Annotated in this window: 27 protein-coding genes and 1 pseudogene; 11 read left to right on the top strand and 17 right to left on the bottom strand. The window is 63.1% G+C overall.

Going from position 1 to position 25,343, the window contains the following annotated elements; translation table 11 throughout:
* Positions 1–133: 133 nt before the first annotated feature.
* Complete coding sequence (locus NKJ28_RS28420; RefSeq protein WP_352637884.1) at positions 134–2,356, top strand: AMP-binding protein; 2,223 nt, start codon at positions 134–136, stop codon at positions 2,354–2,356.
* Between the two features lie 121 nt (positions 2,357–2,477).
* Here the strand turns inward: NKJ28_RS28420 and NKJ28_RS28415 are convergent, their stop codons facing one another.
* The 3 genes from NKJ28_RS28415 to NKJ28_RS28405 all read right to left on the bottom strand — a co-directional run bounded on the left by NKJ28_RS28415 (position 2,478) and on the right by NKJ28_RS28405 (position 4,508).
* On the bottom strand, positions 2,478–2,741 hold the full coding sequence (locus NKJ28_RS28415; RefSeq protein WP_352637883.1) for a hypothetical protein: 264 nt from the start codon (positions 2,739–2,741) through the stop codon (positions 2,478–2,480).
* 249 nt (positions 2,742–2,990) lie between these two features.
* Entirely contained in the window at positions 2,991–3,806 is an 816-nt protein-coding gene (locus NKJ28_RS28410; protein WP_023677728.1) for a CDP-alcohol phosphatidyltransferase family protein, read from the bottom strand.
* Positions 3,807–3,809: 3 nt separating this feature from the next.
* Positions 3,810–4,508 carry a phosphatidylserine decarboxylase gene (locus NKJ28_RS28405; RefSeq protein WP_023677729.1) on the bottom strand — a complete coding sequence of 233 codons (699 nt, stop codon included), beginning with the start codon at positions 4,506–4,508 and terminating at the stop codon, positions 3,810–3,812.
* Between the two features lie 264 nt (positions 4,509–4,772).
* Between NKJ28_RS28405 and NKJ28_RS28400 the strand changes: the two genes are divergently transcribed.
* Positions 4,773–5,639, top strand: a complete 867-nt coding sequence (locus tag NKJ28_RS28400) for an SMP-30/gluconolactonase/LRE family protein (RefSeq protein ID WP_352637881.1) — start codon at positions 4,773–4,775, stop codon at positions 5,637–5,639.
* 5 nt (positions 5,640–5,644) lie between these two features.
* Here NKJ28_RS28400 and NKJ28_RS28395 read toward each other — a convergent pair whose 3' ends face one another.
* The 4 genes from NKJ28_RS28395 to NKJ28_RS28380 form a co-directional block, all read right to left on the bottom strand.
* A complete protein-coding gene (locus NKJ28_RS28395; protein WP_352637893.1) occupies positions 5,645–5,992 on the bottom strand; it encodes an antibiotic biosynthesis monooxygenase in 348 nt (115 codons plus the stop codon).
* Between the two features lie 89 nt (positions 5,993–6,081).
* On the bottom strand, positions 6,082–7,968 hold the full coding sequence (locus tag NKJ28_RS28390; protein WP_352501837.1) for an ABCB family ABC transporter ATP-binding protein/permease: 1,887 nt from the start codon (positions 7,966–7,968) through the stop codon (positions 6,082–6,084).
* A 20-nt stretch (positions 7,969–7,988) separates the two neighbouring features.
* Entirely contained in the window at positions 7,989–8,363 is a 375-nt protein-coding gene (locus NKJ28_RS28385) for an ArsR/SmtB family transcription factor (RefSeq protein ID WP_352637880.1), read from the bottom strand.
* Positions 8,364–8,423: 60 nt separating this feature from the next.
* A complete protein-coding gene (locus tag NKJ28_RS28380) occupies positions 8,424–9,911 on the bottom strand; it encodes a LysM peptidoglycan-binding domain-containing protein (protein ID WP_352637879.1) in 1,488 nt (495 codons plus the stop codon).
* A 114-nt stretch (positions 9,912–10,025) separates the two neighbouring features.
* On the opposite strand from NKJ28_RS28380, the gene NKJ28_RS28375 reads away from it, so the two are divergent.
* Positions 10,026–10,637 (top strand): LOG family protein, encoded by a 612-nt coding sequence (locus NKJ28_RS28375; protein ID WP_023677735.1) that lies wholly within the window; start codon positions 10,026–10,028, stop codon positions 10,635–10,637.
* An 87-nt stretch (positions 10,638–10,724) separates the two neighbouring features.
* On the opposite strand, the gene NKJ28_RS28370 is transcribed toward NKJ28_RS28375, so the two are convergent.
* The gene (locus NKJ28_RS28370) at positions 10,725–11,630 is read right to left on the bottom strand and encodes a LysR substrate-binding domain-containing protein (RefSeq protein WP_352637878.1); all 906 of its coding nucleotides are present in this window, start codon (positions 11,628–11,630) and stop codon (positions 10,725–10,727) included.
* Between the two features lie 100 nt (positions 11,631–11,730).
* Between NKJ28_RS28370 and NKJ28_RS28365 the strand changes: the two genes are divergently transcribed.
* A complete protein-coding gene (locus NKJ28_RS28365; RefSeq protein ID WP_352637876.1) occupies positions 11,731–12,021 on the top strand; it encodes a muconolactone Delta-isomerase family protein in 291 nt (96 codons plus the stop codon).
* A gap of 55 nt (positions 12,022–12,076) precedes the next feature.
* Here NKJ28_RS28365 and rarD read toward each other — a convergent pair.
* The 7 genes and pseudogenes from rarD to cysS all read right to left on the bottom strand — a co-directional run bounded on the left by rarD (position 12,077) and on the right by cysS (position 18,486).
* Positions 12,077–13,007 (bottom strand): annotated as a pseudogene (gene rarD, locus NKJ28_RS28360) (EamA family transporter RarD).
* 83 nt (positions 13,008–13,090) lie between these two features.
* Complete coding sequence (cimA, locus tag NKJ28_RS28355) at positions 13,091–14,713, bottom strand: citramalate synthase (RefSeq protein WP_198023571.1); 1,623 nt, start codon at positions 14,711–14,713, stop codon at positions 13,091–13,093.
* Complete coding sequence (gene pip, locus NKJ28_RS28350; RefSeq protein ID WP_023677740.1) at positions 14,710–15,666, bottom strand: prolyl aminopeptidase; 957 nt, start codon at positions 15,664–15,666, stop codon at positions 14,710–14,712. Before pip ends, cimA begins: the two co-directional genes overlap by 4 nt.
* On the bottom strand, positions 15,663–16,139 hold the full coding sequence (locus NKJ28_RS28345) for a GFA family protein (protein WP_352448982.1): 477 nt from the start codon (positions 16,137–16,139) through the stop codon (positions 15,663–15,665). The genes pip and NKJ28_RS28345 overlap by 4 nt, the downstream gene beginning before the upstream one ends.
* Positions 16,136–16,627 (bottom strand): GFA family protein, encoded by a 492-nt coding sequence (locus NKJ28_RS28340; protein ID WP_023677742.1) that lies wholly within the window; start codon positions 16,625–16,627, stop codon positions 16,136–16,138. The genes NKJ28_RS28345 and NKJ28_RS28340 overlap by 4 nt, the downstream gene beginning before the upstream one ends.
* Before the next feature lie 6 nt (positions 16,628–16,633).
* Complete coding sequence (locus NKJ28_RS28335; protein WP_023677743.1) at positions 16,634–17,020, bottom strand: VOC family protein; 387 nt, start codon at positions 17,018–17,020, stop codon at positions 16,634–16,636.
* Positions 17,017–18,486 (bottom strand): cysteine--tRNA ligase, encoded by a 1,470-nt coding sequence (cysS, locus tag NKJ28_RS28330; protein ID WP_352637875.1) that lies wholly within the window; start codon positions 18,484–18,486, stop codon positions 17,017–17,019. Before cysS ends, NKJ28_RS28335 begins: the two co-directional genes overlap by 4 nt.
* 414 nt (positions 18,487–18,900) lie before the next feature.
* On the opposite strand from cysS, the gene NKJ28_RS28325 reads away from it, so the two are divergent.
* Entirely contained in the window at positions 18,901–19,050 is a 150-nt protein-coding gene (locus tag NKJ28_RS28325) for a hypothetical protein (protein ID WP_023677745.1), read from the top strand.
* 56 nt (positions 19,051–19,106) lie between these two features.
* On the opposite strand, the gene NKJ28_RS28320 is transcribed toward NKJ28_RS28325, so the two are convergent.
* Positions 19,107–19,868, bottom strand: a complete 762-nt coding sequence (locus tag NKJ28_RS28320; RefSeq protein ID WP_023677746.1) for an SOS response-associated peptidase — start codon at positions 19,866–19,868, stop codon at positions 19,107–19,109.
* Between the two features lie 123 nt (positions 19,869–19,991).
* Here NKJ28_RS28320 and NKJ28_RS28315 point away from each other — a divergent pair, with 123 nt between their 5' ends.
* The 4 genes from NKJ28_RS28315 to NKJ28_RS28300 all read left to right on the top strand — a co-directional run bounded on the left by NKJ28_RS28315 (position 19,992) and on the right by NKJ28_RS28300 (position 22,359).
* On the top strand, positions 19,992–20,417 hold the full coding sequence (locus NKJ28_RS28315) for an NUDIX hydrolase (RefSeq protein ID WP_023677747.1): 426 nt from the start codon (positions 19,992–19,994) through the stop codon (positions 20,415–20,417).
* Between the two features lie 48 nt (positions 20,418–20,465).
* Positions 20,466–20,843, top strand: coding sequence for a TIGR02301 family protein (locus tag NKJ28_RS28310; RefSeq protein WP_023677748.1), 378 nt, complete (start codon positions 20,466–20,468; stop codon positions 20,841–20,843).
* Between the two features lie 374 nt (positions 20,844–21,217).
* On the top strand, positions 21,218–21,475 hold the full coding sequence (locus NKJ28_RS28305; RefSeq protein WP_023677749.1) for a hypothetical protein: 258 nt from the start codon (positions 21,218–21,220) through the stop codon (positions 21,473–21,475).
* Positions 21,476–21,555: 80 nt separating this feature from the next.
* On the top strand, positions 21,556–22,359 hold the full coding sequence (locus NKJ28_RS28300) for a hypothetical protein (protein WP_352637873.1): 804 nt from the start codon (positions 21,556–21,558) through the stop codon (positions 22,357–22,359).
* 34 nt (positions 22,360–22,393) lie between these two features.
* On the opposite strand, the gene NKJ28_RS28295 is transcribed toward NKJ28_RS28300, so the two are convergent.
* Positions 22,394–23,725 (bottom strand): dihydroorotase, encoded by a 1,332-nt coding sequence (locus NKJ28_RS28295; RefSeq protein ID WP_352637872.1) that lies wholly within the window; start codon positions 23,723–23,725, stop codon positions 22,394–22,396.
* Positions 23,726–23,808: 83 nt separating this feature from the next.
* Here NKJ28_RS28295 and ygfZ point away from each other — a divergent pair, with 83 nt between their 5' ends.
* Both ygfZ and NKJ28_RS28285 read left to right on the top strand, forming a co-directional pair.
* Positions 23,809–24,669, top strand: a complete 861-nt coding sequence (gene ygfZ, locus NKJ28_RS28290; RefSeq protein WP_023677752.1) for a CAF17-like 4Fe-4S cluster assembly/insertion protein YgfZ — start codon at positions 23,809–23,811, stop codon at positions 24,667–24,669.
* Positions 24,669–25,301, top strand: a complete 633-nt coding sequence (locus NKJ28_RS28285) for an HD domain-containing protein (RefSeq protein ID WP_023677753.1) — start codon at positions 24,669–24,671, stop codon at positions 25,299–25,301. Before ygfZ ends, NKJ28_RS28285 begins: the two co-directional genes overlap by 1 nt.
* Positions 25,302–25,343: the final 42 nt, after the last annotated feature.

Raw genomic sequence — 25,343 nt, 5'->3', positions numbered from 1 at the left:
GGCAGCCGAGCCGAATCAAACATAGGAGAGAAGGAAAAATGGAGCCGCATTGACGTTGATCCAACTTCGGCTAGGTTCTCACCCGAAGCGGCCACTGAAGAGCCGTGACGTGAGATCGTTGGGAGATGCGGCGATGATCCTGACACTGGCGCTGCTTGCGGGTCTTGTCGCGGCCTGGCTGCTGATCGGCGTGGTGGAGAAGTTCCGCCTCGGCCTGCGTTTGAGCCAGGCGCTGCTCTACGTGCCGTTCAAGCTCGCCTACCGGATCAGCGACGAGCGCATCAAGATTGCGCGCAGGTCGGTGACCCCGGTCATCTATGTCATCTGGCATCAGTCACGCATCGAGCCGGCGCTGATGCTGTCGCTGCTGCCGGAGGACACGCTGCACATCCTCGACCAGGCTTCGGCCAGATCGCCGTGGCTGGAGCCGTGGCGCGAGCTCGGCCGCACCATCGCCTTCAACGCCGAGCATGTCTTCGTCAGCCGCAGATTGGTGCGGGTGCTGAAGGGCAAGGGCCGGCTCGCCGTTTACCTGCCGGATGCGGTCGAGCCAGACGTCAAGTCGTTTCGGTTGTTTCGCGCCATCACCCGTATCGCCATGCAGGCCGACGCCCGTATCGTGCCGGTCTTCGTTGCCGGCGCACGCAGCCTGCCGGCCTCGCTGACGCCGGCGGACAAGGCGCCGCGCCATTGGTTTCCGCAGCTGTCGATCAGCGCGCTGGAGCCGATGACCATCGCCGAGCTGGTGGCGCGGAACCCAGATCAGGCCTCCAACACCAATGCGCTGTTTGATCGCTTCGCCGAGGCCAGGCTTTTCGGCAGTGATCTCGACCGAGGGCTGTTCCTCGCCATGCGCGATGCGGCCGACCGTGTTGGCGCTTCGCACCCAATAATCGAGGACGTCATTGGCGGTGCCCTGAGCTACCGGAAAGTGTTCATCGGCGCCAGGGTTTTGGGCCGACGGTTCGAGGCAATAACAGCGCCGGGCGAAGCGGTTGGGCTGCTCCTGCCCAACGCCAATGGCGTCGTGCTGTCGTTCGTCGGACTTCTGTCGGCTGCGCGGGTGGCAGCAATGATCAACTATACCGCCGGCCCGGCCAGCGTCACCGCCGCCATCCGCACGGCGATGATCCGCACCGTGGTCTCCTCACGCGCCTTTGTCGAAAAGGCCAACCTCGCCGACATCGTCGAGGCGGTGGAAAAGGGCGGGGCGAAACTGCTGTGGCTGGAGGATGTCCGCGCAAGCGTGACCGTGCTGGACAAGGCCGCAGCCGGCTTGCTGTGGCGCTGGCCGTTGCAGCGCCAGGATGCGGCCAAGCCGGCAGTGATCCTGTTCACCTCCGGCTCGGAAGGCACGCCCAAGGCCGTGGTGCTGTCGCACCGGAATCTTCTTGCCAATGCGATGCAGGCGGAAGCCCGCATCACCATCTCGCCGGCCGATATCCTGCTCAACGTGCTGCCGGTGTTCCACTCGTTCGGGCTGACCGGCGGCACCATCCTGCCGCTGGTCACCGGAGTAAAGCTGTTCCTCTACCCGTCACCGCTCCACTACAAACTTATTCCGGAGGTGGCGCGCAAGGTCCGGCCGACGGTGATGTTCGGCACTGACACGTTCCTCGCCAACTATGCCCGCACCGCCAAGGACGGCGATTTTTCCAGCCTGCGCTTCGTCGTGGCCGGTGCCGAGGCGGTGAAGCCGGAGACGCGCCGGGTTTACCGCGAGCGCTTCCAGGCCGAGATCATCGAAGGTTTTGGCTTGACCGAGGCCGCACCAGTGGTTGCCGTCAACACCGCCATCCACGGCCGCGACGGAACGGTCGGGCGGCTGCTGCCGGCCATGCGCATGAAACTCGAACCGGTTGAAGGCATCAGCGACGCCGGCCGGCTGTGGCTCGACGGGCCGAACCTGATGATGGGCTACATGACCAGCAATCGGCCTGGCGAGCTGCAGCCGCTCGAAGGCTGGCACGACACCGGCGATATCGTTTCGGTCGATCGCGAAGGCTTCATCACCATTCGCGGCCGCGCCAAGCGCTTCGCCAAGATAGCCGGCGAGATGGTATCGCTTGGTGCGGTCGAGATGCTGGTGCAGTCGCTGTGGCCGGAAGAGCATCACGCCGTGGTAGCGGTGCCGGACAAGCGGCGCGGCGAGCGCCTCGTTCTGGTCACCACCGCCGACAATGCCGATCCCCACGAATTGCGCGAATTCGGCAAAAAAGCCGGCGCGGCCGAACTGATGGTGCCGAACGACATCGTCAAGGTCGAGGAGATCCCTGTACTGGGCTCCGGCAAGACCGACTATGTCTCGACTAGAAAGCTGGCACTCGAGAGGCTGGGACTGAGCGCAGCCGCCTGAGGTTTGCTGTCGAGAACTCTAAAGCGCGTCGCGTTCGACCGGCCTTGTGCCACGCGCTTTAGATTCTTGCTTTTATGCATGCCGTTATCGCAAAACCGCTGCACACTTTTGCGCGAATGCATTAGAAGACCACCACCGACAACAGCAGAATGGCACCGACGGCCATCATCAGCAGGCCCGGCCAGTTCTGCGACAGGCCGAGAAAACGGAGCCCGCGCCGCCGCGGCTCCAGGGTCGGACCTGGTGTTGCGAGATTAGGCGTCGGACTGTCCGGCGCGGTGGAGACAGCGGCCGGTTCACTAAGCCGCCCGCGCATGATGGCTGCTACCGCCATATAGACGAGGCCGGCGACAGTCAGTAACGCGCCGATGAGGATGACAGCCATTTCTCCTCGTTTCCGATGGTTCTGCGCCCGATGCGGCAGCTTGCGCGACGTAGATGACGTACCACGAGCAGCCGCTCAGACGGACCTACCAAACACAAACGGTCTAGCCGCCCAGCAAGTTCCGAAACCGGTGTTTTTGAGGTGCATTCCACAGCGCCGCGCGCTGTGAGAGCCGGTCCTGAGTCTAAACGGACGACCCTTTTCGGAATCATGCACTGCCAGGCGCAACGCGAACTGGCACCAAATCTGTCAGCCAATATCCGAGGACGGCACCTTCTCGCCTTCGCGCTTGGCGCGTCTCGAATAGGCGCGCACGCTGAACGGCAAGAAGACCAGATAGCCCGCAACCGAGGCCGTCAGCGTATACCAGGGATAGGTCATCAAAAGCAGGACGTAGAGGACGACTGCGAGGATGATCGGCAGCACCCTGTCGCCCGGTATCCTGACGCTCTTGCCGGAATAGACGGGCAGTCTGCTGACCAGCAGGAACGCCACCAATATTGTAAAGCCGGTGGCAATGAAGGCTGCCAGGCGGCTGGGTTCAAGCCCAAGCCTGAGGAAGAACAGATAGAGCGGCAGCATCACCAGCACCGCACCCGCCGGCGCCGGCACGCCGACGAAATATTCGGTCTGCCACTGCGGACGGTCGAGCTCTTCGTCGAGCACGTTGAAACGGGCAAGCCTCATCCCACAGGCGATGGTGAACAGCAGCGCGGCGATCCAGCCCGGCGAACCTGCCCTGTCGAGCAGAAAGGCATAGAGCACCAGCGCCGGTGCCACGCCGAAATTGACGATATCGGCCAGCGAATCCATCTGGGCGCCGAATTTGGAAGTCGCCTTCAGCATTCGCGCCAGACGGCCGTCGATACCATCGAGGAAGGCCGCGAGCAGCACCATCACCACCGCTGGCTCGAAGCGGCCCTCGAAGCCGAAGCGAATACCGGACAGGCCGGCGCAGATGGCGAGCACCGTGACCAGATTGGGCAGCACCATGCGCATCGGGATTTCGCGAATGCGCGGGCCACCGCCGCCATGCGCCTCGAATTTCTTGAACGGCGGGGCCACCGGTCAGGAGATCCGCACGAGCGGCGTTGCGGCAACGCCGCCGAATTCCGCCAGCACCGTCTCACCGCCAACTGCGGTCTGGCCGACGGCGACACGCGGCGTCGCGGTCGAGGGCAGGAATACATCGACGCGCGAGCCAAAGCGGATCAGCCCGAAGCGCTCGCCGGTGCCGATGGCGCCGCCGGGCTCGGCCCAGCAGACGATGCGCCGCGCCACCAGGCCGGCAATCTGTACCGCAGCGACCGTTCCATTGGGGCTTTCGATGACCAGCCCGTTGCGCTCGTTCTCGGTGCTTGCCTTGTCGAGTTCGGCGTTGAGGAATTTTCCTGGCCGATGCTCGATCCTGGAAATGCGGCCGCGCACCGGGGAGCGGTTCACGTGGCAGGAAAAGACGTTCATGAACACCGAGATGCGGGTCATTTCACCGCCGCCGAGGCCAAGCTCGCGCGGCGGCACGGCCGGGCCAACCGCCGAGACGATGCCGTCGGCCGGGCTGACAACCAGCCGGTCATCGATCGGCGTGACACGCTCGGGATCGCGGAAGAAATAGGCGCACCAGGCCGTCAGGATGAGACCGATCCAGAACAGGGTCGAGGAGAAGTAGCCAAGAAAGAGCGTCGCCGCGCCGAACGCAGCGATAAAGGGATAACCCTCGCGATGGATCGGAACGAACGCATTCTTGATCGTGTCAACGAGGCTCATGGGATGAGGGCAACCTTGGTTCCAAGTCCGGCCTCAATAGCGGAAACACCCCGCGGTCGCAACGCGACAATGAGAGCGCTCGGGGGGTGGCGGTCGCCGCCGTTTCAGGATGCCGTTAGCAGCATCCGGACTGCCGAAGCGATCAACCGGAAATGTTCATTGCGATTGTCGGAACGCAGCACTCTCGCCCGTCCTTGGCAAGACAGCGCCTCTCATCGGCATTTCGGCCATGACGATTTGCGCAAACCCGGAGGTTCTCGGCCGATGCAGAAATCAGCAGCTAGGCAAGTGCAAGTGGTGATGAACGGCTTGGCCTTCGGCGAGTCACCGCGCTGGCACGATGGCCGGCTGTGGTTCTGCAACTGGGGCACAGGCCAGATCATCGCCGTTGACGCTCTGGGCAACAGCGAGATCGCGCTCACCGTGCCGGCCACCCTGCCCTATTCCATTGACTGGCTTCCGGACGGGCGGCTGCTTGTCGTCTCCGGCTGCGAAGGGGTGGTCCTCAGGCAGGAGGCAGACGGGAGGCTGGTCACCCATGCCGATCTGAGACACCTCTCGAAGAGCCCGTGGAACGAGATCGTGGTCGATGGGCGCGGCAACATATACGTCAATGGCGGTGGGCCTGCTCCGGGTCCCGGCCAGCATTTCGGCCCCGGCACCATCGTGCTGGTCGCACCTGATGGCTCGGTTCAGCAGGTGGCTGATAACCTCGCCTTCGCCAATGGCATGGCGGTGACGCCTGACAACAAGACGCTGGTCGTTGCCGAGTCCCACGCCAACCGGCTGACCGCCTTCGACATCGCTGCCGATGGCGGCCTTTCCAACCGCAGGGTCTGGGCCAATCTCGGCAACGGTTTTCCCGATGGCATCTGCCTAGATGCCGAAGGTGCGGCGTGGTACGCCGACGTTCCCAACCGGCATTGCGTGCGGGTGCGCGAGGGCGGCGCGATGCTCGAAAGTGTCGATGTCGACCGCGGCTGCTTTGCCTGCATGCTCGGCGGCAGCGAGGGAAAAACGCTGTTCATCGTCGCAGCCGAATGGCGCGGCTTCGAACATATGATCAGCGATGCCCGTACCGGCCAAGTGCTCAGCGTCGACGCTACCGCGCCGGGCGCCGGCTGGCCGTAGAGAGCTTACATCCCGGGAATCCGCTGATAGTTGGCAATATCGGCCTTGACGCCAAGTCGCGCGATGGTCTCCTGAGGCTTGAAGCCGCTGCGCTCATGCGCGGCCTTGATGATCGGCACGACCTTGTCGACGGCGGCCTGCCCTTCCCATTCGACAATGGTCACGAGGTTGAACTCGCCCGGCCCCGAGAATTGCTCAAGCAGGAAATCCTGGACGAACCCTTGCTGCTGGCGCAGCAATTCATGCGTAATCCGGACCTTGGCAAGAATCTCCTCGCGGGCGTTGGCCGGAACGACAAACTTGTCCACCCGGAATACACTGCCGCCACTAACTGCCTGATTTATCCCATTCATATCGATTGTCTCCGTTTTTGAACGACGCATCTTGCTGCGATCCAAAACGGCCTACGATCTCAACTTAAGTTGAGGTCAAGCACGAATTTTCAGCTCACCTCCGAGGTGCGGCGGCGGACGACGACGCCGAACTCGTCGCTTTCGCGGGCAATGCGCAGCCGCTCCTCGGCCTCGCTTGCCTCGCGCTGGCGGTCCCACATCGATGCATAAAGGCCGCGCTTGGCTATCAAGGCGACATGGGTGCCGCGCTCGGCGATCTGGCCATCCTGCAGGACGATGATCTCGTCGGCCGAAATCACTGTGGACAGCCGATGGGCGATGACGAGGGTGGTGCGGCCCTGGCTGACCAGGTCGAGTGCCGCCTGGATCTCCTGCTCGGTGTGGCTGTCCAGCGCCGAGGTCGCCTCGTCGAGCATCAGGATCGGCGGTGCCTTCAAAATGGTGCGGGCAATCGCCACCCGCTGCTTCTCGCCGCCGGACAGTTTTAATCCGCGCTCGCCGACCATTGAGCGATAGCCGTCGGGCAGCCGCTCGATGAACGGTCCGATCTGGGCCAGTTCTGCCGCCTTGCGCACATCCTCCTCGCTGGCGCCGACGCGGCCGTAGCGGATGTTGTAGGCGATGGTGTCGTTGAACAGCACCGTGTCCTGCGGCACCATGCCGATGGCGGCGCGCAAGCTCTCCTGCGTCACGTCGCGAATGTCCTGGCCGTCGATCAGAATCTTGCCGCGCTGGATGTCGTAGAAGCGAAACAAAAGCCGCGAAATGGTCGACTTGCCGGCTCCGGAGGGGCCGACGATGGCCACCGTCTTGCCGGCTGGCACCTCGAAGCTGATGCCCTTCAGGATCTTGCGGTTGGGGTCGTAGGAAAAATGTACGTCGCGGAACTCGACCCTGCCGGCATCGACGACCAGCGGCTTGGCGCCCGGCCGATCGACGATCTCACGCTTGACGTCGAGCAGATCGAACATGTTTTCGATGTCGGTCAGGCCCTGGCGAATTTCGCGGTAGATCATGCCGATGAAATTCAGCGGCACCGAAAGCTGCATGAGCATGGCGTTGACGAAGACGAAATCGCCGACGCTCTGTGTGCCCGCCTTCACCTCGAGCGCCGACATCACCATGACGACGGTCATGCCGATACCGAAGATCACACCTTGGCCGAAGTTCAGCCAGCCAAGCGAGGTCCAGGTCCTGGTCGCCGCCAACTCGTAGCGCGCCGTGGACCGGTCGAACCGCTCGGCCTCCATGGTTTCGTTATTGAAATATTTGACTGTTTCGTAGTTGAGTAGCGAGTCGATCGCCTTCGTGCTGGCTTCATTGTCGCTTTCGTTCATCTCACGGCGGATCGAAATACGCCAATCGCTCGCCCTGACGGTGAACCAGACATAGAGCCAGACCGTGACCGCGATCACCAAGACGTATAGCCAGCCATAGGTGACGGCGAAGATGCCGGCGGTGAGCGCGAATTCGACGATTGTCGGCGCCGTCGCCAGCATGGTGAAGCGGACGATCGTCTCGATGCCCTTGGTGCCGCGCTCAATGACGCGCGACAGTCCGCCGGTGCGCCGTTCGAGGTGGAAGCGCAGCGACAGTTCGTGCATGTGCACGAAGGTGCGGAAGGCGAGCCGGCGCACCGCATGCTGGCCGACCCGTGCAAACAGGGCATCGCGTAACTGGTTGAAGCCGAGTTGCACCAGCCGCACGGCATTGTAGGCGACGACCAGCATGACCGGCGCCAGCAGCAGGGCCGGCAGCGGCGGCGGCGATTTGCTATCGCCGGCCAGTGCGTCGGTCGCCCATTTGAAGAAATAGGGTCCGGCCACCAGGGTCAGCTTGGCGACAACCAGCAGTACGGTGGCCCATACCACTCGGGCCCTCAGGTCGGCGCGGTCGGCCGGCCACATATAGGGCCAGAGATTGCGCAACGTTCTGAAGGTCGAGCCGGAATCTGCGGAAACGGTTTTCTCGGCCATTCTTGTTTACCTTTATGATTTCAGCGGCCGGAGCAGCAGGAATCGACCAGCGCGGCCAGCGATGCCGAAACATCGGCGAGCGCGGCGCGGTCGAGCTCATAGCGCGAGCGCTGGCGGTCAGGCTCGAAGCGGATCAGCCCGGCCTCGACCAGGATCTTCAAATGCTGGGAAACGGTGGACTGCGCCAGGTCGAGATGTTCGACGACCTCGCGACAGCAGCAGGAACGGCTTGCGGAAAGGTGTTTGAGAATTTCGATCCGCGCTGGATGCGAAAGGGCCGCGAGCCGGACAGCGACAGCGCGGCTATCCGGCATGCAGTTGGCCGGCGTGCAGTTGGCCGGCGCGCGTTCATCTGCCGCGCGGCTTCGGTCCGTTACGAGGGGGGATTCGGTCATCGTCCATCGGCGATAAACGATGACTGGCCCTGCCGCAAGCTATCCTGATGGGCAGAACGGCTATTCGGCCTTGACTGGCGCCGTCGTCATCTGGTCGCCCATTGCCTTGAGATCGGCGGGCTCGCCTTCCTTCGATTTCTCCGGCACCTTGAACACCTGCCCCGGCCAGATTCGGTTCGGATTGCTGATCTGGTCCTGGTTGGCGAGATAGATGGTCGAGTAGCGCATGCCCTGGCCATAGACCCGCCGCGAAATCCGCCACAGCGTGTCATGGCGGCGGATGATGACTGCGCCATCGGCATGTTCGAGCTTTGGCGCCACGGTCTCGGGCGTTTCGCCCGGAGGCGTTGCGACAGCCGTTTCGGCCGGGGCCTCGGTTGCAGGAGTGGGGGCAGTTGCGGGCGTTTCGGTGGCCGTTGCCGGTGCGCCTTCGGTCGCCGGAGCATTCGGCTCGGCTGGTTTTATCCCGGCAGGCTTCTGCTCGGCCGGCGCCACGGCCGCAACCGCCTCACCAGGCTCGCGCTCGAACGGCACAGCCGCACGGGCAACCACCGTCACGCCGTCGGCATCGAGCGCATCGACGTGGATGGTGTAGGTGCCGACCGGGATGTCGCGTGTCGCTTCGACCAGGAAGTGGCGGTCGGGCGAGGTCTTCGCGTCACCGAGCAGGATATCGTTGGCATACGCACGCACCTTGCGGCCGGGATCGGCGACGCCGGCAACGAAAATCTTGTTGCCGTCGATTTCGACAGCTTCGACGACGATCTTCGGCTCCACCGCGGGAGTGGCGGGCGCTGCCGTAGCCGGCGCGGCTTCAACAGCGGCCGGCGCGGCAGGAGCAGACGCTGCTGGAACATCAGCCGCCGGGGCGGCTGGCGCCGGCGCTGCGGCAGCCGGCAATTCGGTGCCCGTGGCGGGTGGCTGAACGGCCGCCTGTTCGCCGACAGACGGCGAGGCGTCAGATTTCGCCTGAGGGGCCGGAACAGTGAGCAGTTCGGACGGCTTGCCCGGCTCCTCGACCATTGCCAGCACCTGGCCGGTGGAATTCTGGGGGATCGAAACGACGGCGGTCTGCGCCGAGGCGGTCACGACATTGCCAGCTGTAGAGCGCAGCGTGATCGTATAGTCGCCGGGCTTCAGCGGATCGTCGAGAACAATGGCAAAGGCGCCGTCAGGGCCGGCGACCGTCGAGCCGAGCACAGCCGAACCGTTGAGAATCTCGACCTTGGCGTTGGGCGCCGCATTGCCGGCGACGACGATCGAGCCGTTGCTTTCGACGCGCACGATGTCGAAGGTCGGCACGATTGCACCTGCTGTGGCCGGCGCGGCGGGCGCTGCCGCATCGGTGGACGCGGCAGACGCAGGCGGCACCCGGCCCTCGGTCGCCGGAGCGGCCGGTTTCGAAGCCGGCGGCGTCAGCGCCGCGACCTCCGCAGGCCGGGTAGAATTGAGATACGGGTCGAGTGCGCCCGATACATAGGCGGTTCCCGCTGCTGCGACAGAGCCGCCAGCCGCGAACAAAAACGCCTTCAATGGATTAATTGCCATGTTTCCCTGCCCCTTAGCCACCTAATTTCGGTCTAGCCTGTTTTGCCAAAGCCGACAAGAAAAAGCCCGCCCCGGGGCTTGACCATGCCTATAGTCCCTATCACCAATCATAACATGAACACGATTCGATCTGTCTGCGTCTATTGCGGCTCGTCCCCGGGCCGAGATGAGACCTATATCAAGGCCGGACACCTGCTTGGCCGCTCGATCGCCAAGTCCGGCCTGCGTCTGATTTATGGCGGCGGCACTAAAGGGATCATGGGTGCCGTCGCTGAAGGGGCATTAAAGGCCGGTGGCAAGGTAACCGGCATAATTCCGCGTTTTCTGATCAACCGGGAGGCGACCGAAACCGCGCTTAACCGGCTCGACGAGCTCGTCATCACCGACAACATGCACCAGCGCAAGCACAGGATGTTTGAGAAATCCGACGCCTTTGTGGCGTTGCCCGGCGGCATCGGCACCGTCGAAGAGATCGTCGAGATCATGACTTGGGCACAGCTCGGCCATCACCGCAAGCCGATCGTCTTCGGCAACGTCGGCGGGTTCTGGGATCCGATGCTGGCGTTGCTCGACCACATGGCAACGGAGGGCTTCATCCACACGGCGCAACGGGTCAAGCCGCTGGTGGTCGAGGATCCGGAAGCAATCGTCGCCGCTATCATGGTGGCGGGATCCTCCGTCGATGCACCGACGGAGGGCGTGCAGTCGGTGATTGATAAGATGTAGAGTGAATGGTGAATGGTGAATGGTGAATGGTGAATGGTGAAGTAGAAGACTTTCCAAACCGGCGCCTGTCTATTCACTATTCACTATTCACTCCTTGCCTACTGCCTTCCTCAAGTCTCCGATGACCGCACGCTTGTCCTGACGCCGCCAGGCGAGATGGATCGAGACGGTGCGTCCAAACCACGGCAGATCGCGAAACACGGTCTGAGGCGGCGCGGCACTCCGCAGGCTGGCCTGCACCGTCGCCAGCCCAAGCCCGGCGCTGACCAGGCCCAACGACGTCAACGGATCGGTCGTCTCATAGGCAATGTCGGGCAGGAAGCCCGCCTTCGCGCAGGCGGCGAGAAATTGGCTGCGGTTGGTGTCGTCAGGCTGGCGCACCACCGTGATCCAGGTGCGTCCGTCCAGTTGCTGCGGCAGTATCTCCGCGATTTCTGCCAATGGATCGCCTTCCGGCATCGCCAGAACCAGCGGCTCGCGCATAATGAGCATGGCGGCGATGTCGGGATCGTCGGCAGGAGGAGGCGTGTAGACGAGGCCCAGATCGAGCGATCGTTCGCGCAGCGCTTCGATCTGGGCGGCGGAACGCTGACCCTTCAGTTGAAGATGAAATTCGGGCCGGTCGCGGCGAAACTGGCGCAGCATCCGAGCGACAAGCCCGGCATGGACCGCACCTTCCACATAACCGATGGCGAGACGGCCGACCGTACCGCTGGCGAGATTGCGGCCGAGTTCCTCGAGCCGTCTTGCATGGGCCAGCAGCGCACGCGCCTCGGCAAGAAAAGCGCGGCCCTCGGCATTGAGATGAACACGCTGCCTCGCCCTCTCGAACAGTGCGACGCCCAGCTGCTCCTCCAGCTGAATGATCTGACGGCTGAGCGGCGACTGCGAGATGTGCAGCAATTCGGCGGCACGCCCGACGTTGCCGGTTTCGGCCACCGTGATGAAATAGCGGAGCTGGCGCAGGTCGAACATTGTTGCTTCGATGCTCAAGTCCCGTGAGGTCTCAAATTTAGCCTAATCAGTCTTGGACTGTCTGGCCAGCAGAAGCGAATATTTCCGCCATTCCAACGGCCAACATCAGGAGATTCCGATGCAGTTCTTTGCCCTTCTAGCGCGCAACACCGAAAAGTTCACCGACGCCGATTTCGCGCCGCTGCTGCTTGGCGAGGCCGAGCAGCGCCGCACGCTCTATGCCGAAGGCGCCGTGCGTCAGGTGTGGAATCGGGGCGACATTCCCGGCAGCGGCATGATGTTCGAAGCCGGCAGCGATGCCGACGTGCGCCACCATCTTGCAACTTTGCCGCTGGTCAAGGCCGGCATGATGGCTATTGCCGCCATCGTGCCGCTGCAGCCATATCCCGGCTTCGGGCCGAAGCGCTGAGCGCTCGTGAAAGACGCGGCTGCCGGCATTAAGACCGGCCAGCCGCCTTTCTTCGTTACGCGGCTCGAGCTGATGCGGAAACGGTCTTGCGCGCCGAAGAAAACATCGACCAGGAGTACATCGCCAGTGCCGCCCAGATCAGCCCGAAGGCTATGGCCTGAACACTGCCGAAGGGTTCGCCGAAAATCAGCACCGCGATCAAAAAGACGATCGTCGGCGCGATATATTGCATGATGCCGATGGTGGAGAGGCGCAGCAGCCTGGCTCCGAACGCAAACAACAGCAGCGGCACGGCGGTGACCGGACCGCAGCCGATCAGCAAGGCGGTGTCGTTCAGCGAGCTGGAGACGAAATGATCCTGTCCTGTGGCGATCAGGAAGATGATGTAGCCGAGTGCCGGCACCGACAGCAGCAGCACTTCAAGCAGGAAGCCCTGGCTCGGGCCGATTGGCAGCGTCTTGCGGAAGAAGCCATAGGCGGCAAAGGAAAAGGCTAGCACCAGCGACACCCAGGGCAGTTTGCCGGCGTCGATGGTCAGCACCGCGACCGCGATTGCCGCCAGCACCACCGCCGCGATCTGCAGGCGGTCGAGCCGCTCGCCGAGGAGCAGCGCCGACAACGACGCTGACCAGCGGGTTGATGTAGTAGCCGAGCGCGGTCTCGATGGTGCGGTCGACCGCGATCGCCCAGACATAGATGCCCCAGTTGACCGAGATCAGCGCCGCCGTCAGCACCGCCATCGAAATGATGCGCGGCGAACGAACTGCCGCTTTGAAATCGGCAGTGCGACCAGCCCAGACCAGGACAGCGGCCGCGATCGGCACCGACCAGACGATGCGGTGGGCGATGACTTCGGCCAGCGGCAGATGCGCGACAGCCTTCATGTAGAAGGGCAGCAGCCCCCAAAGCAGGTAGGCGCCGAGCGCCAGCAGGAAGCCGCGACGAGCTTTGGTGTCGGCCTCGATGTGAAGTGCTTGGGTAGTCATGGCCCAAGGCTATGCGCCAGCGGCTTGCCCAAAACCATCGCAAATTGCTGATGGATCAATGGAGTCTTGCTGATGGTTCAACGCTACTCCGCCGCCGCCAATCCCGCCATGTCGCGGTTCTTCATCAGCTTGTAGACGATCGAATCCATCAACGCCTGGAAGGAAGCGTCGATGATGTTTTCGGAGACACCGACCGTCCACCAGCGCGCACCGGTGCCGTCATGCGATTCGATCAGCACGCGGGTGATCGCCTCGGTGCCGCCATTGAGGATACGCACCTTGAAGTCGGCCAGCTCGAGGTCGGCGATCTCGCTCTGGAATTTGCCGAGATCCTTGCGCAGCGCAATGTCGAGCGCGTTGACCGGGCCATGGCCTTCGGCGACCGACATCTTCTCCTCGCCCTCGACCAGCACTTTCACGATCGCCTCCGAGACCGTCTTCAGCTGGCCGTTGGCGTCGAAGCGGCGCTCGACCATGCAGCGGAACGAGGTGACGCGGAAGAATTCCGGCAGGCCATGCAGCATCTTGCGCGCCAGAAGCTCGAAGCTGGCGTCGGCGCCTTCGTACGCGTAGCCCTCCGCCTCACGTTCCTTGACTACAGCGATCAGCGCATCGAGGCGATGGTCATCCCGGGGCATGTCGATGCCGCGCCGCTTCAGCTCGGCGAGGAAATTGGCCTTGCCACCTTGGTCCGAAACCATGACGCGGCGGCGGTTGCCGACAGTCTCTGGCGGCACATGCTCGTAGGTCGCCGGCTCCTTGGCCAGCGCCGAGGCATGGATGCCGGCCTTGGTGGCGAAAGCGGAGGCGCCGACATAGGGCGCTTGCGCTTCGGGCGCGCGGTTCAGCAACTCGTCGAAGGCGCGGGACAGGCGCGATATACCGGTCAACGCTTCTGCCGAAATGCCTGTAGCAAAGCGGCCCGAAAAGGCCGGCTTCAACGCCAATGTCGGCACGATCGAGATCAGGTTGGCGTTGCCGCAGCGCTCGCCGATGCCGTTCAGCGTGCCCTGGATCTGGCGCACGCCGGCCTCCACGGCGGCAAGCGAATTCGCCACCGCCTGGCCGGTGTCGTCATGGGCGTGGATGCCGAGATGATCGCCCGGTATGCCGGCGGCGATCACCTTTTCGACGATGGCGCGCACCTCGGAGGGCTGCGTGCCGCCATTGGTGTCGCACAGCACCACCCAGCGCGCGCCGGCATCGTAGGCCGTCCTGGCGCAGGCCAGCGCATAATCTGGATTGGCCTTGAAGCCGTCGAAGAAATGCTCGCAGTCGACCATCGCCTCCTTGCCGGCAGTGAGCGCCGCCTCGACCGAGGCCTTGATCGCCTCGAGGTTCTCCTCATTGGTGCAGCCGAGCGCGACGCGGACATGGTAGTCCCAACTCTTGGCGACGAAGCAGATGGCGTCCGACTTCGACTGGACCAGCGCGCCAAGCCCAGGATCGTTCGAGATCGACACTCCTGCCCGTTTGGTCATGCCAAAGGCAACGAACTTGGCATCGGCCGTGCGGCGCTCGGCAAAGAAGGCGGTGTCGGTTGGATTGGCGCCGGGGTAGCCGCCCTCGACGTAGTCGATGCCGAACTCGTCGAGCAGCTTGGCGATGGCGATCTTGTCCTCGACGGAGAAGTCGACACCCGGCGTCTGCTGACCATCGCGCAGCGTGGTGTCGAACAGATAAAGGCGCTCGCGAGCCATGGTCATTTCCCGGCAAACATGTCCGTTGCGCGGATCAGCCTGTCGAGGATGCCCGGCTCCGAATAGGCGTGGCCGGCGCCTTCGATCAGATGGAAATCCGCTTGCGGCCACGCCTTGTGCAGCGCCCAGGCGTAGCGCGCCGGGCACGGCATGTCGTAGCGGCCGTGAACGATGGTACCCGGGATATCCTTAAGCTTCCATGCATCGCGCAGCAGCTGTCCCTCTTCCAGCCAGCCGGCATGGACGAAATAGTGGTTCTCGATGCGGGCGAAAGCCAGGGCATAATCATCCTGGCCGAAGGGACCGCTGGTTTCCGGTTCCGGCAGCAGCGTGATCGTCTCGCCCTCCCACAGGCTCCAGGCGCGGGCGGCCTCGACCTGCGCCACAGGATCGCTGCCGACCAGCCGTTTGCGGTAGGCGGCCATCATGTCGCCGCGCTCGGCCTCCGGGATCGGCGCCAGAAACCGCTCCCACTTGTCGGGGAACATCTCCGACACGCCGAACTGGTAGTACCATTCGAGTTCGGCGCGGGTCAGCGTGTAGATGCCGCGCACGACCAGTTCGCTGACCCGCTCGGGGTGGGTCTCGGCATAGGCCAGCGCCAGCGTCGAACCCCACGAACCGCCGAACACCAGCCATTTGTCGAAGCCGCACATTTTTCGCAGGCGCTCGATGTCGGCGACCAGGTGCCAGGTGGTGTTGGCTTCAAGCGAGGCATTGGGCGTCGATTTTCCGCAGCCGCGCTGGTCGAACAGGATGACATCGTACAGCTTCGGATCGAACAGCCGCCGGTGCTTTGGCGAAATGGTGCCGCCCGGCCCGCCATGCAGGAAGACAGCCGGCTTGGCCCCTCTGGTGCCGGAGCGCTCCCAATAGACCTGATGGCCATCGCCAACGTCGAGCATGCCGGACTCGAAAGCCTCGATCTCGGGATAGAGGGTACGGAATTCGCTGCTCATAATTTCAGGCCCTGCTGCGGCCAGTTGGCCGTCTCGTGATCGGGATGCTGGAAGGAGATGATGGATTCCTGTCGCGCGTAGAAATCCGGGTCGTCATGGATCGGCGCGTCGAAGATCGTCTCGACCCAAGGCAGCCTGGCGGCGTAGTTAACCTGGATCTGCGGCGCCAGATCGGAACGGTCGTCGAAGGCGCCGATGGCGATCTCCAGCGCGCCGGGCTGGCGGTAGGTCAGCGGTGTGCCGCAGCGGGCGCAGAAGCCGCGATCGATGTTGACCGACGACTGAAAGTAACTCGGCTCCTCGCGCACCCATTCGACGCCGTCGCTCGGCACTGTCACCAGCGCGCCGAAAAACGACCCGAACTGTTTCTGGCACATGCGGCAATGACAAATGGACGGACGGCCGAGCGCCCCGTGGATGCGGAAGCGCACGGCGCCGCACTGGCAGCCGCCGGTACGAACGGTTTCGGTCATGATTTTTCCTCCGGCGGCCATTGTTCGGTGTCGTGGTCGGGATGTTGGTAGGAGACGAGATCGGCGAGATAGGAGGCCGACGAGACGTCGGCCATCGTTTCCTCACCTGGCAATTCGTGGACGTGATCCACGTACGGGAGCTTGGCTTCGACACCCCATTGGATGGTCGGGGCGATCTCCTCGGGGTGGTCGAATGTGGCGATGGCGAGGGCCACCCCGTCGGGCGCTTCGAAGGTCAGCGGCGTGCCGCATTCGGCGCAGAAACCGCGCAAAGCCGCGTTGGACGAGCGGAAGCGTTTGGGCTCACCGCGCGTCCAGTCCAGCCTTGCGCCGCGCACCGAGACCAGCGGCAGGTAGAAATTGCCGCTCGCCTTCTGGCACATGCGGCAATGGCATACGGAAGCATCACCGAGAGCTCCTTCGACGCGGAAGCGCACCGCGCCGCACTGGCAGCCGCCTGTATAGACCGGTCTGTTGTCGAGGCTCATCGCGCACTACTCCGGGGCATGGCAAACCGCCTCGACATTGTTGCCGTCGGGATCGAAAACAAAGGCGCCATAATAGTTCGGATGGTAGTGCGGGCGCAGGCCCGGCCCGCCATTGTCCTTGCCGCCGGCGGCAATCGCCGCGGCGTGAAAGGCATCGACCTCGGCGCGGCTGCGAGCGGTGAAGGCGACATGCTGATGATCCTTCGGCTTGTCCTTGCCGGCATGCAGCCAAAACACCGGCCGGTCGCGGCCGTAGCCGCCGACCTTGGCGCCGCCGGTATATTCCTGCGGCACCATGTAAAGCAGCGAGGCGCCGAGCGGCGCTATCGCCCTGTCGTAAAAAGCCTTCGACGCGTCGAAATCCGAAACGGTGATGCCGAGATGATCGATCATCTTTTTACCTCCCAGGTGGTGATGCGTTCGCCGGTGACGGGGTCCTTGCCGTCCTTCAACTGGATGCCTTGCGTCAGCAACTCGTCGCGGATGCGGTCGGCCTCGGCCCAGTTCTTGGCGGCGATCAGCGCGAGGCGTTTGGCGATCGCCTTGGCAATGGCGTCTTCATCCACCTTGGCTGTTGCGATGTCGAAGCCGAGGAACAGAAGCGATGCCTTCAGTGAAGCGGCAGCATCGTTGTCTTCGGCGGCTGCGTTGCCGCTACCTGCGTTGAAATCAACAGCATCACCAGCCAACTGCGTCAGCAACTGGAATGCGGCATAGGTGGCAAGGTCATCCGACAGCGCTTCGATCACATCCGCCGGCACCGGCTTTGCCGTCGGCGGCGCCAGATCGGCCGCCCGCTTCCATTTGCGCAGCGTATTCTCCGCCTCTTCCAGCTTGCGCACGGAAAAGTCGATCGGCTCGCGATAGTGCGTCATCAGCATCGCCAGCCTGAGCACCTCGCCCGGCCATTTGCGGCCGCCAAAGGTATCCGTCTCCAGCAATTCGGTGATCGAATAGAAATTGCCCAGGCTCTTGGACATCTTCTGGCCCTCGACCTGCAGGAAACCGTTGTGCATCCAAATCTTGGCCATCGTTTCGGTGCCGTGGGCGCAACGCGATTGCGCGATCTCGTTCTCGTGGTGCGGAAAGATCAGGTCGAGACCACCGCCATGGATATCGAACACCTCGCCGAGATAGGCGGCCGACATCGCCGAGCACTCGATGTGCCAGCCCGGCCGACCCCTGCCCCACGGGCTGTCCCAGCCCGGCTCCTCGGGCGAAGACAATTTCCACAGCACGAAATCCTGCGGGTTCTTCTTGTGCTCATCGACGGCGACGCGGGCGCCGGCCTGCTGCTCATCGAGATTGCGCTTCGACAACTGCCCATAATCCGGCATGGAAGCGGTGTCGAACAAGACTTCTCCAGCCGCGACATAGGCATGGCCGCGTTCGATCAAGCGTTGAATCAAGAAGATCATGTCGACCTTGCCGTCGGGCCTGGGCTCGACGAACTCGGTGGCGCGCGGCTCGACCGTCGGTTCCAGGCAACCGAGCGCCGCAACGTCCTTGTGGAACTGACCGGCGGTCTTTTCGGTGACCCGCCTGATCGCTTCGTTCAGCGACAGCTTGCCAGAGGCAATCTCGCCGCCGAAATCGCGCAGTGCGCGGGCGTTGATCTTGTCGTCGACGTCCGTAATGTTGCGCACGTAAGTGACGTGCGCTTGCCCGTAGAGATGGCGCAGCAAACGGAACAGCACGTCGAAGACGATCACCGGCCGCGCATTGCCGATATGGGCGAAGTCGTAGACCGTCGGGCCGCAGACATACATGCGCACGTTGCGCGGATCGATCGGGAAGAAATCGTCCTTGCTCCGCGTTAGCGTATTGTAGAGGCGCAGGCTCTTCGATGCGTCAGACATACGTGCGTTCCCGGTGCGTTACTTTGGCATGATCTTTTGGGATCGTGCTCTGGATGGAGTCGGTTACGCCGAGGCGCAAATCGGGGTCCAGCCTGCTGGCCGGGGCGTTTGTCCAATCTGGGAGGAGATGAGGCGAAAACGTCCAGGACCAGCGCGAGGCTAGCCGATAATGCAAATGCCACAAATGGCGAAAGACGTTTTCATGGCCGGCTTTATCGCCTTGCCCGGTGTTGCCGTCAAGTCGCTACCTTCGCCAAAAATATCGTTGGCTCACAGGAATTGAGCCACTGAAACATTTTATTAAACAGGTCGGCACTGTGATGAAACATTCGCCGGCTAGATCAGCAAGCGTCACGATTTGGTCGGATTCGGCCAGCAAACGCAGACACGAAGACGTTACCAGGGAAGAGAACAATGCCTAAGCAAGAATCCAACCGCGCCAAGCAACCGGCGCTCGCCAGCCACTACCGGGCGATCGGCCCGGCAGCAATCGTCGCAGCTCTTCTGCACACCGCGAAGAAGAAGAAGCCGGCGCAGAAGATCGTTTCGCCGCGCGCTGCCTGAGAATGCCGTCGGGAAGGTTGAGGCGCTCACGGCGCACCCAGCAATAGTAGCTTTTGCTAAAATAAATTCATCTGACTGTCGTTCGCGCCGGACTTCTGGCGCCTGACCTTCTTAGGCTCAGGCTCGACGACGCCCTTCTCCTGAATCTCCGGCCCGGTATTGGCGACCTTGTTGACGAGGTCGGAAACCGGGATCGCTTCGAAGAAATCGGGCTGGGCGGGTCTCAGCAGATGGGCCACATCGCGCGGCTCGAGCGTGCTGCAATCCAGCCAGCGCGCGAAATCTTCGGGATGGATCACCACCGGGATGCGGTCGTGGATATGGGCAGTATCGGCATTGGCGTGGGCGGTCAGAATGGCGCCGGTGTCCATTTCCGAGCCGCCCGGCTCGGCATAGGTCTCAATCAGCCCGGCGAAGGCGACAAGCCCGCCACGCCTTGGCCGCACCCAATAGGGCTGCCCTCTTCTGCCACCGGTTTGGTGCCATTCGTAGAATCCCGAAGCCGGTACCAGGGCGCGGCGATGGCGCATGGCAGCGCGAAACGACGCCTTTTCCGAAGCCCCCTCAGAACGCGCGTTGAACAGCAGCGGGAAGTTACGCGTATCCTTGACCCAGGCCGGGATCAGGCCCCAGCGCACCAGCATCGAGCGGCGGTCGGGCAGGTTCGAGCCCGGCGCCTGCGGCAATCCGGCGAGCGCCATCAGCACCGGCTGCGTCGGCGCGATGTTGTAGCGGGCCGGAAACTCCTCAAGTTCCGCCAGGCTGAGAAAGGCGGCGGTCTGGTCCGGAGTGGCGGTCAAGGCAAAGCGTCCGCACATGAATTCAGCTCTCGAATTGGTGGCATGTGAAAGTGGCCATGGAACCCGCCTTTCGCAACCGCTAAAGCTGTTCGCCGACGGCCGGTCCACAACGGGCTATGCCAATCGAGCGATCCGAAGCCCATGGAAGCACGCAAGATCATTCCGGCAGTCTCGGTCTGCGTCGTGCGCGAGAACACGGTGCTGCTGGTCAAGCGGGCCAGGCCGCCCTCGCAAGGCCTCCATGCCTTTCCCGGCGGCAAGGTCGAAGCCGGCGAGACGCTGGAACAGGCAGCACGGCGCGAATTGCTGGAAGAGACCGGATTGCAGGCGCGCAGCTATCGGCCGCTGCGGGAAATCCACATCGACGGCAGCGGCGACGGGCATCCGGTCGACTACTGGCTGACGGTGTTTGGGGCCGATTATGCTGGCGGCGAGGCGGTGGCCAGCGACGACGCCGAGACCGCGGCTTTCTATACGCTGGCCGAAATGACAGCGATGCCGCTCGCCGATGCGGTGTTTGAAATTGCGGACGATCTACTCGGTCCCAACAAAGACGGCGGGACCTGAGCCAGAGAATCGCCTTGCAGGCGACAAATTGTTTCAGCACAAGGACTCATGAGCCGCACGTCTTCGTTTCTCGCCGCATGCCTCGCCGTCAGTGTGGTTGTCGGTGCGCGCCCGGCGATTGCCGCCGAAGCACCGTTCGAGCCCGGGCTGATGCGGCTGGCGGAAGTGCTCGGCTCGCTGCATTTCCTGCGTAATCTGTGTGGCGAGAAGGGCGATCGGTGGCGAGCCGAGATGGAAAAACTGATCGCATCGGAAAATCCGAACCCGGAGCGGCGCGCCCGCTTCATCGCCAGCTTCAACCGCGGCTACCGGTCGTTCGGCGGTACTTATACGCAATGCACCGCCTCGGCGACGGAAGCCATCAGCCGCTACATGAAGGAAGGCGAGACGCTGTCTCGCGACATCGCTTCGCGCTACGGAAACTGACGACGGCAGCTGCCGTTCCGGCAAACCGGCATCAACCGCCGGCGCTGTGGGCGGCGGACGCGTTCGACACTTCTCCGCTTGCCTCGGGTGAGGTCTTGGTGCAAACCTGATGTTGCACTTTTGCAACTATGTTAACGAAACGTTAGCGCGCGAATGTGAAATTAACTCAAACTGAAGGTTTCCGTCCCCTTGGCCGGCCTAATCGGCTAAGTTTGAATCGGATCGGACGCAGGTTTGCTGGACGCGACGGAATTTGTAGAAGACGACCAAAAAAATGTCGTATTTACAAATACTTACTGCGCCTGCGTGTAAAAGGGACAACTCAAGCTTGATCCCTGTCCAACGGATCACCGCTTGAAAGGGTGGAAATCGCAATGGAACATGGCGTCAACGACATCGACGCGCTGGTCAGGGAAGAAAAGCGCCTGACCGCCGTGGAAAGCCACAGCGAAGCCTGGGCAGAAGGATTGTCGGCCGGGATCGAGCCGGAAATCATCGCCGAGGCAGCCCTCGAAACGGCATTCGGCGAAATGCTGCGCACCAATGGCGAGACCTCGGCGCTTGCCCTGCTCGATCGCATGCGTGAAAAGGTGATTGCCGGGGCCTTCGAGCCCGAAAGACTGCGGCACTGACCCCGGTTCTTTGACGACGGCGCGCCGCCGGACATCATGTCCGGGCACATGGATGGGCTGGAACCAGGGAGTAGCAGGCGGTGAATTTTTCGATATCAGGCAAGCCGCGCGGCCTGGTCCTCAGCATTTGGCTTACTGTTTCCTGCGCCACGATTCCCCTTGCACTGTTTCTTGCGAGCAGTCCCGCTCACGCCCTCAGCGAGATCAAGCGCGAAGACCTGCCTTCGCCGGTCACGCCGCCGCCCGACGGTGACATGTCGCCGCCTGGAAGTACCGTGCCGATGCCCGGCCCGCTCGGCACGACGCCACCACCGGCCAGCCAGCCGACGCCATCCGACGAGCCGGAACAAACCGAACCGAAAGGGCCGGCCAATGATGGCGGCGTGGCCAATCCGCATGTCGATCCCGACGCGCCTGTGCCCGAAGTCGTCTACGACCTCGCCAAGTTGCCGGAACCGGTCAGGCGCATGCACGATCTGATCGTCGAGGCGTGCAAAAGCGGCGACATCGAAAAGCTTCGGCCGCTGATCGGCACGGGAGACATGATGACCCAATTGTCGCTGGGCGACATGGAGGGCGACCCGATCGCCTTCCTGAAAGGCCTTTCCGGCGACACGGAAGGCCAGGAGATCCTCGCCATCCTGGAAGAGGTGCTCAATGCCGGTTTTGTCCATGTCGATGCCGGCACGCCGCAGGATCTCTATGTCTGGCCCTATTTCTTCGCCCTGCCACTGGACAAGCTCGATGCCAGGCAGCGGGTCGAGCTGTTCAAGATCGTCACCGCCAGCGACTATGACGATATGAAGCAGTTCGGTGCGTACATCTTCTACCGAGTCGGCATCACGCCGACCGGACAATGGACGTTCTTCGTCGCTGGGGATTGAGTGATTTAGCCTGGCCCCTATGGAGGCAGGGAGCTTAGCCCGCCAACGCCTCGGAAAACTCCACCGCCCTACCCTGGCCGTGCGCGACGATCTCGCCTTCCCACATCACGCGCCGGCCGCGAACGATGGTGCCGACCGGCCAGCCGGTCACCTGCCTGCCGTCATAAGGCGTCCAGCCGACCTTGGAGCCTTGCTGGGCGTTGGCGATGGTCTCGCGGCGCTTCAGATCGACGATGGTCAGATCGGCATCGTAGCCGGCGGCAATACGGCCTTTCCTGGCGATGCCGAAAATACGCTGCGGGCCGTGGCTGGTCAGGTCGACAAAGCGCTGCAACGTCAGCCGGCCGGCGTTGACATGATCCAACATGATCGGCACCAAAGTCTGCACCCCGGTCATGCCGGACGGCGACGCCGGATAAGGCTTTGCCTTCTCGGCCAGCGTGTGCGGCGCATGGTCGGAGCCGAGCACATCAACGATGCCTTGCGCAACGCCGTACCAGACCCCGTCGCGATGGCGCGTGGCGCGCACCGGCGGGTTCATCTGGATCAGGGTGCCCAACTGCGCATAATCATCGGCGCTCAGCGTCAGATGATGCGGCGTCGCCTCGCAGGTCGCGACATCCTTGTGCTGTTCGAGGAAGCCTATCTCCTCGGCGGTCGAGATGTGCAGCACATGGATCCGGGCGCGGACCTGGCGCGCGATTCGCACAAGGCGCTCGGTGCAGCGCAACGCAGCGATCTCGTCGCGCCACACCGGATGTGAGGACGGATCGCCCGCGATGCGCTCGCCAAGCCGCTCGCGCAGCCGGAACTCGTCCTCGGAGTGAAAGGCGGCGCGGCGGCGTGTGTTCCTCAGGATCGAGGCAACGCCTTCGTCGTCCTCGACCAGCAGGTCGCCGGTGGACGAGCCCATGAAAACTTTTATGCCGGCCGCACCTGGCAGCCGCTCGAGATCGCCAGCGTCTTTTGCATTGTCGCGGGTCCCGCCGACCCAGAAGGCAAAGTCGCAATGCATGCGGCCGGTGGCACGCCGCACCTTGTCGGCAAGGGTTGCCTCACTGGTGGTCAGCGGATTGGTGTTCGGCATCTCGAAGACGGCGGTGACGCCGCCGAGCACCGCTGCCCGCGAGCCCGTCTCCAGATCTTCCTTGTGCTCCAGGCCCGGCTCGCGGAAATGCACCTGGCTGTCGACGACGCCCGGCAGGATGTGCAGCCCACGGCAGTCGATCGTCTCACCGGCCGACGCCTCGCGGAGGTCGCTGATGGCAGCGATGCGCCCACCATTGATGCCGACGTCGCGAAAACCCTGGCCGTCGTGATTGACCACGGTGCCGCCTGTCAGGATGAGATCGTAGATGGGGGCCATACGGATCCGGTCTCTTGCGGGGGAAGTGCCAGCGGCTTACGTAATGACCAATAGTTTTGCAAGATCAGGCTCGTTTTCCCACCATGCCCTTTGCCTCGCTCAGAGATCGCGCACTCGTTTCCGTGTCCGGGCCGGATGCCGAGCACTTTTTACAGAACATCCTGACCACCGACCTCGACGTGCTCGGCAGCAGCGAAGCAAAGCCCGGTGCGCTGCTAACGCCGCAAGGCAAGATCCTTTTCGACTTCCTGATCTCGCGCGCCGGCGAAAATGCTTTCCGACTTGAATGCCGTACCGAGACCGCCGATGATTTCATGCGACGGCTGACGCTCTACAAATTGCGCGCCAAAGTCGAAATTGCCAAGCTGGATCAGCCGGTTGTGGCCGTCGCATGGGGAAGCGATTCAACCATTTCGCAATTTGAATCAGCACCGTTTGCTGATGCGCGGTTTGTCGATACTGCCGTCAAGCGCTTCTATGATGACACCGCAGATGGCGGCGACCTTGCCGCATGGCAAGCCTTTCGCATCGCCCATGGCATTGCCGAAAGCGGTGCGGACTACCAACTCGGCGACGCTTTTCCGCATGACGTGCTGCTCGACGAGATCGGCGGTGTCGGCTTCAAGAAAGGCTGCTACGTCGGCCAGGAGGTCGTCTCGCGCATGCAGCATCGCGGCACTGCCAGGCGTCGGGTGTTGATTGTCTCGGCCGAACGCACCCTGCCCACTTCGCGCGCAGAGTTGACCGTGGAGGGGCGACCGGTCGGCACGCTTGGCTCGACCGCGGCCAGGACAGGCCTTGCCATTGCCCGCATCGACCGGGTCAAGGCAGCGCTCGACGCCGGCCTGCCGGTCCTGGCGGAGGATGTCGCCGTGTCGCTCGCTATCCCGTCCTGGGCGAAATTCAGCTTTCCGCAGGAAGCCATCGGCGCGGAGGACGCCTGATGGCTGCAGATCGCGCCGGGGCGCCGCCGCGCGCCTGGCAGCGCATGCTGTCCGGCCGACGGCTCGATCTGCTCGATCCCTCGCCGCTCGACATCGAGATCTCCGATATTGCCCATGGCCTTGCCCGCGTCGCACGCTGGAACGGCCAGACCAGAGGCGATCACGCCTTTTCGGTCGCCCAGCATTCGCTGCTGGTCGAAACGCTTGTCGGCGAGCTGATGCCGGATGCCGACGCCGACGCGCGGTTGGCGGCGCTGCTGCACGACGCGCCGGAATATGTCATCGGCGACATGATCTCGCCGTTCAAATCCGTGATGGGCGGCAGCTACAGGGATTGCGAGATCAGGCTGCAGCGCGCCATCCATCTGCGCTTTTCACTGCCGGCCGAACTCGACGCGGGACTGCGCAAGGAGATCAAGCGAGCGGATCAGATCGCCGCTTATTTCGAAGCAACGCTGCTTGCGGGTTTTTCGACGGCAGAGGCGACGGAGTTCTTCGGCAGGCCGCGCGGCTTCAATGCCGAGCGCTTCGACGTCACGCCGCGCTCGGTGACTTGGGCGCAGAATGCCTTTCTCAAACGCTTTGCGGCGATCGAAAAGTCTCGACGCCAGACTGCCGTTCCAGCCGGCTGAAAACGGTAAATTAACCGGCAGGGACAACAGTGCCATGGTTAA

The organism is Mesorhizobium sp. M0145, assembly GCF_040322355.1.
Taxonomy (GTDB): Bacteria; Pseudomonadota; Alphaproteobacteria; order Rhizobiales; family Rhizobiaceae; genus Mesorhizobium.
The sequence above is the reverse complement of the archived record's forward strand: the minus strand, read 5'-3'. Positions and strand labels throughout refer to the sequence as shown.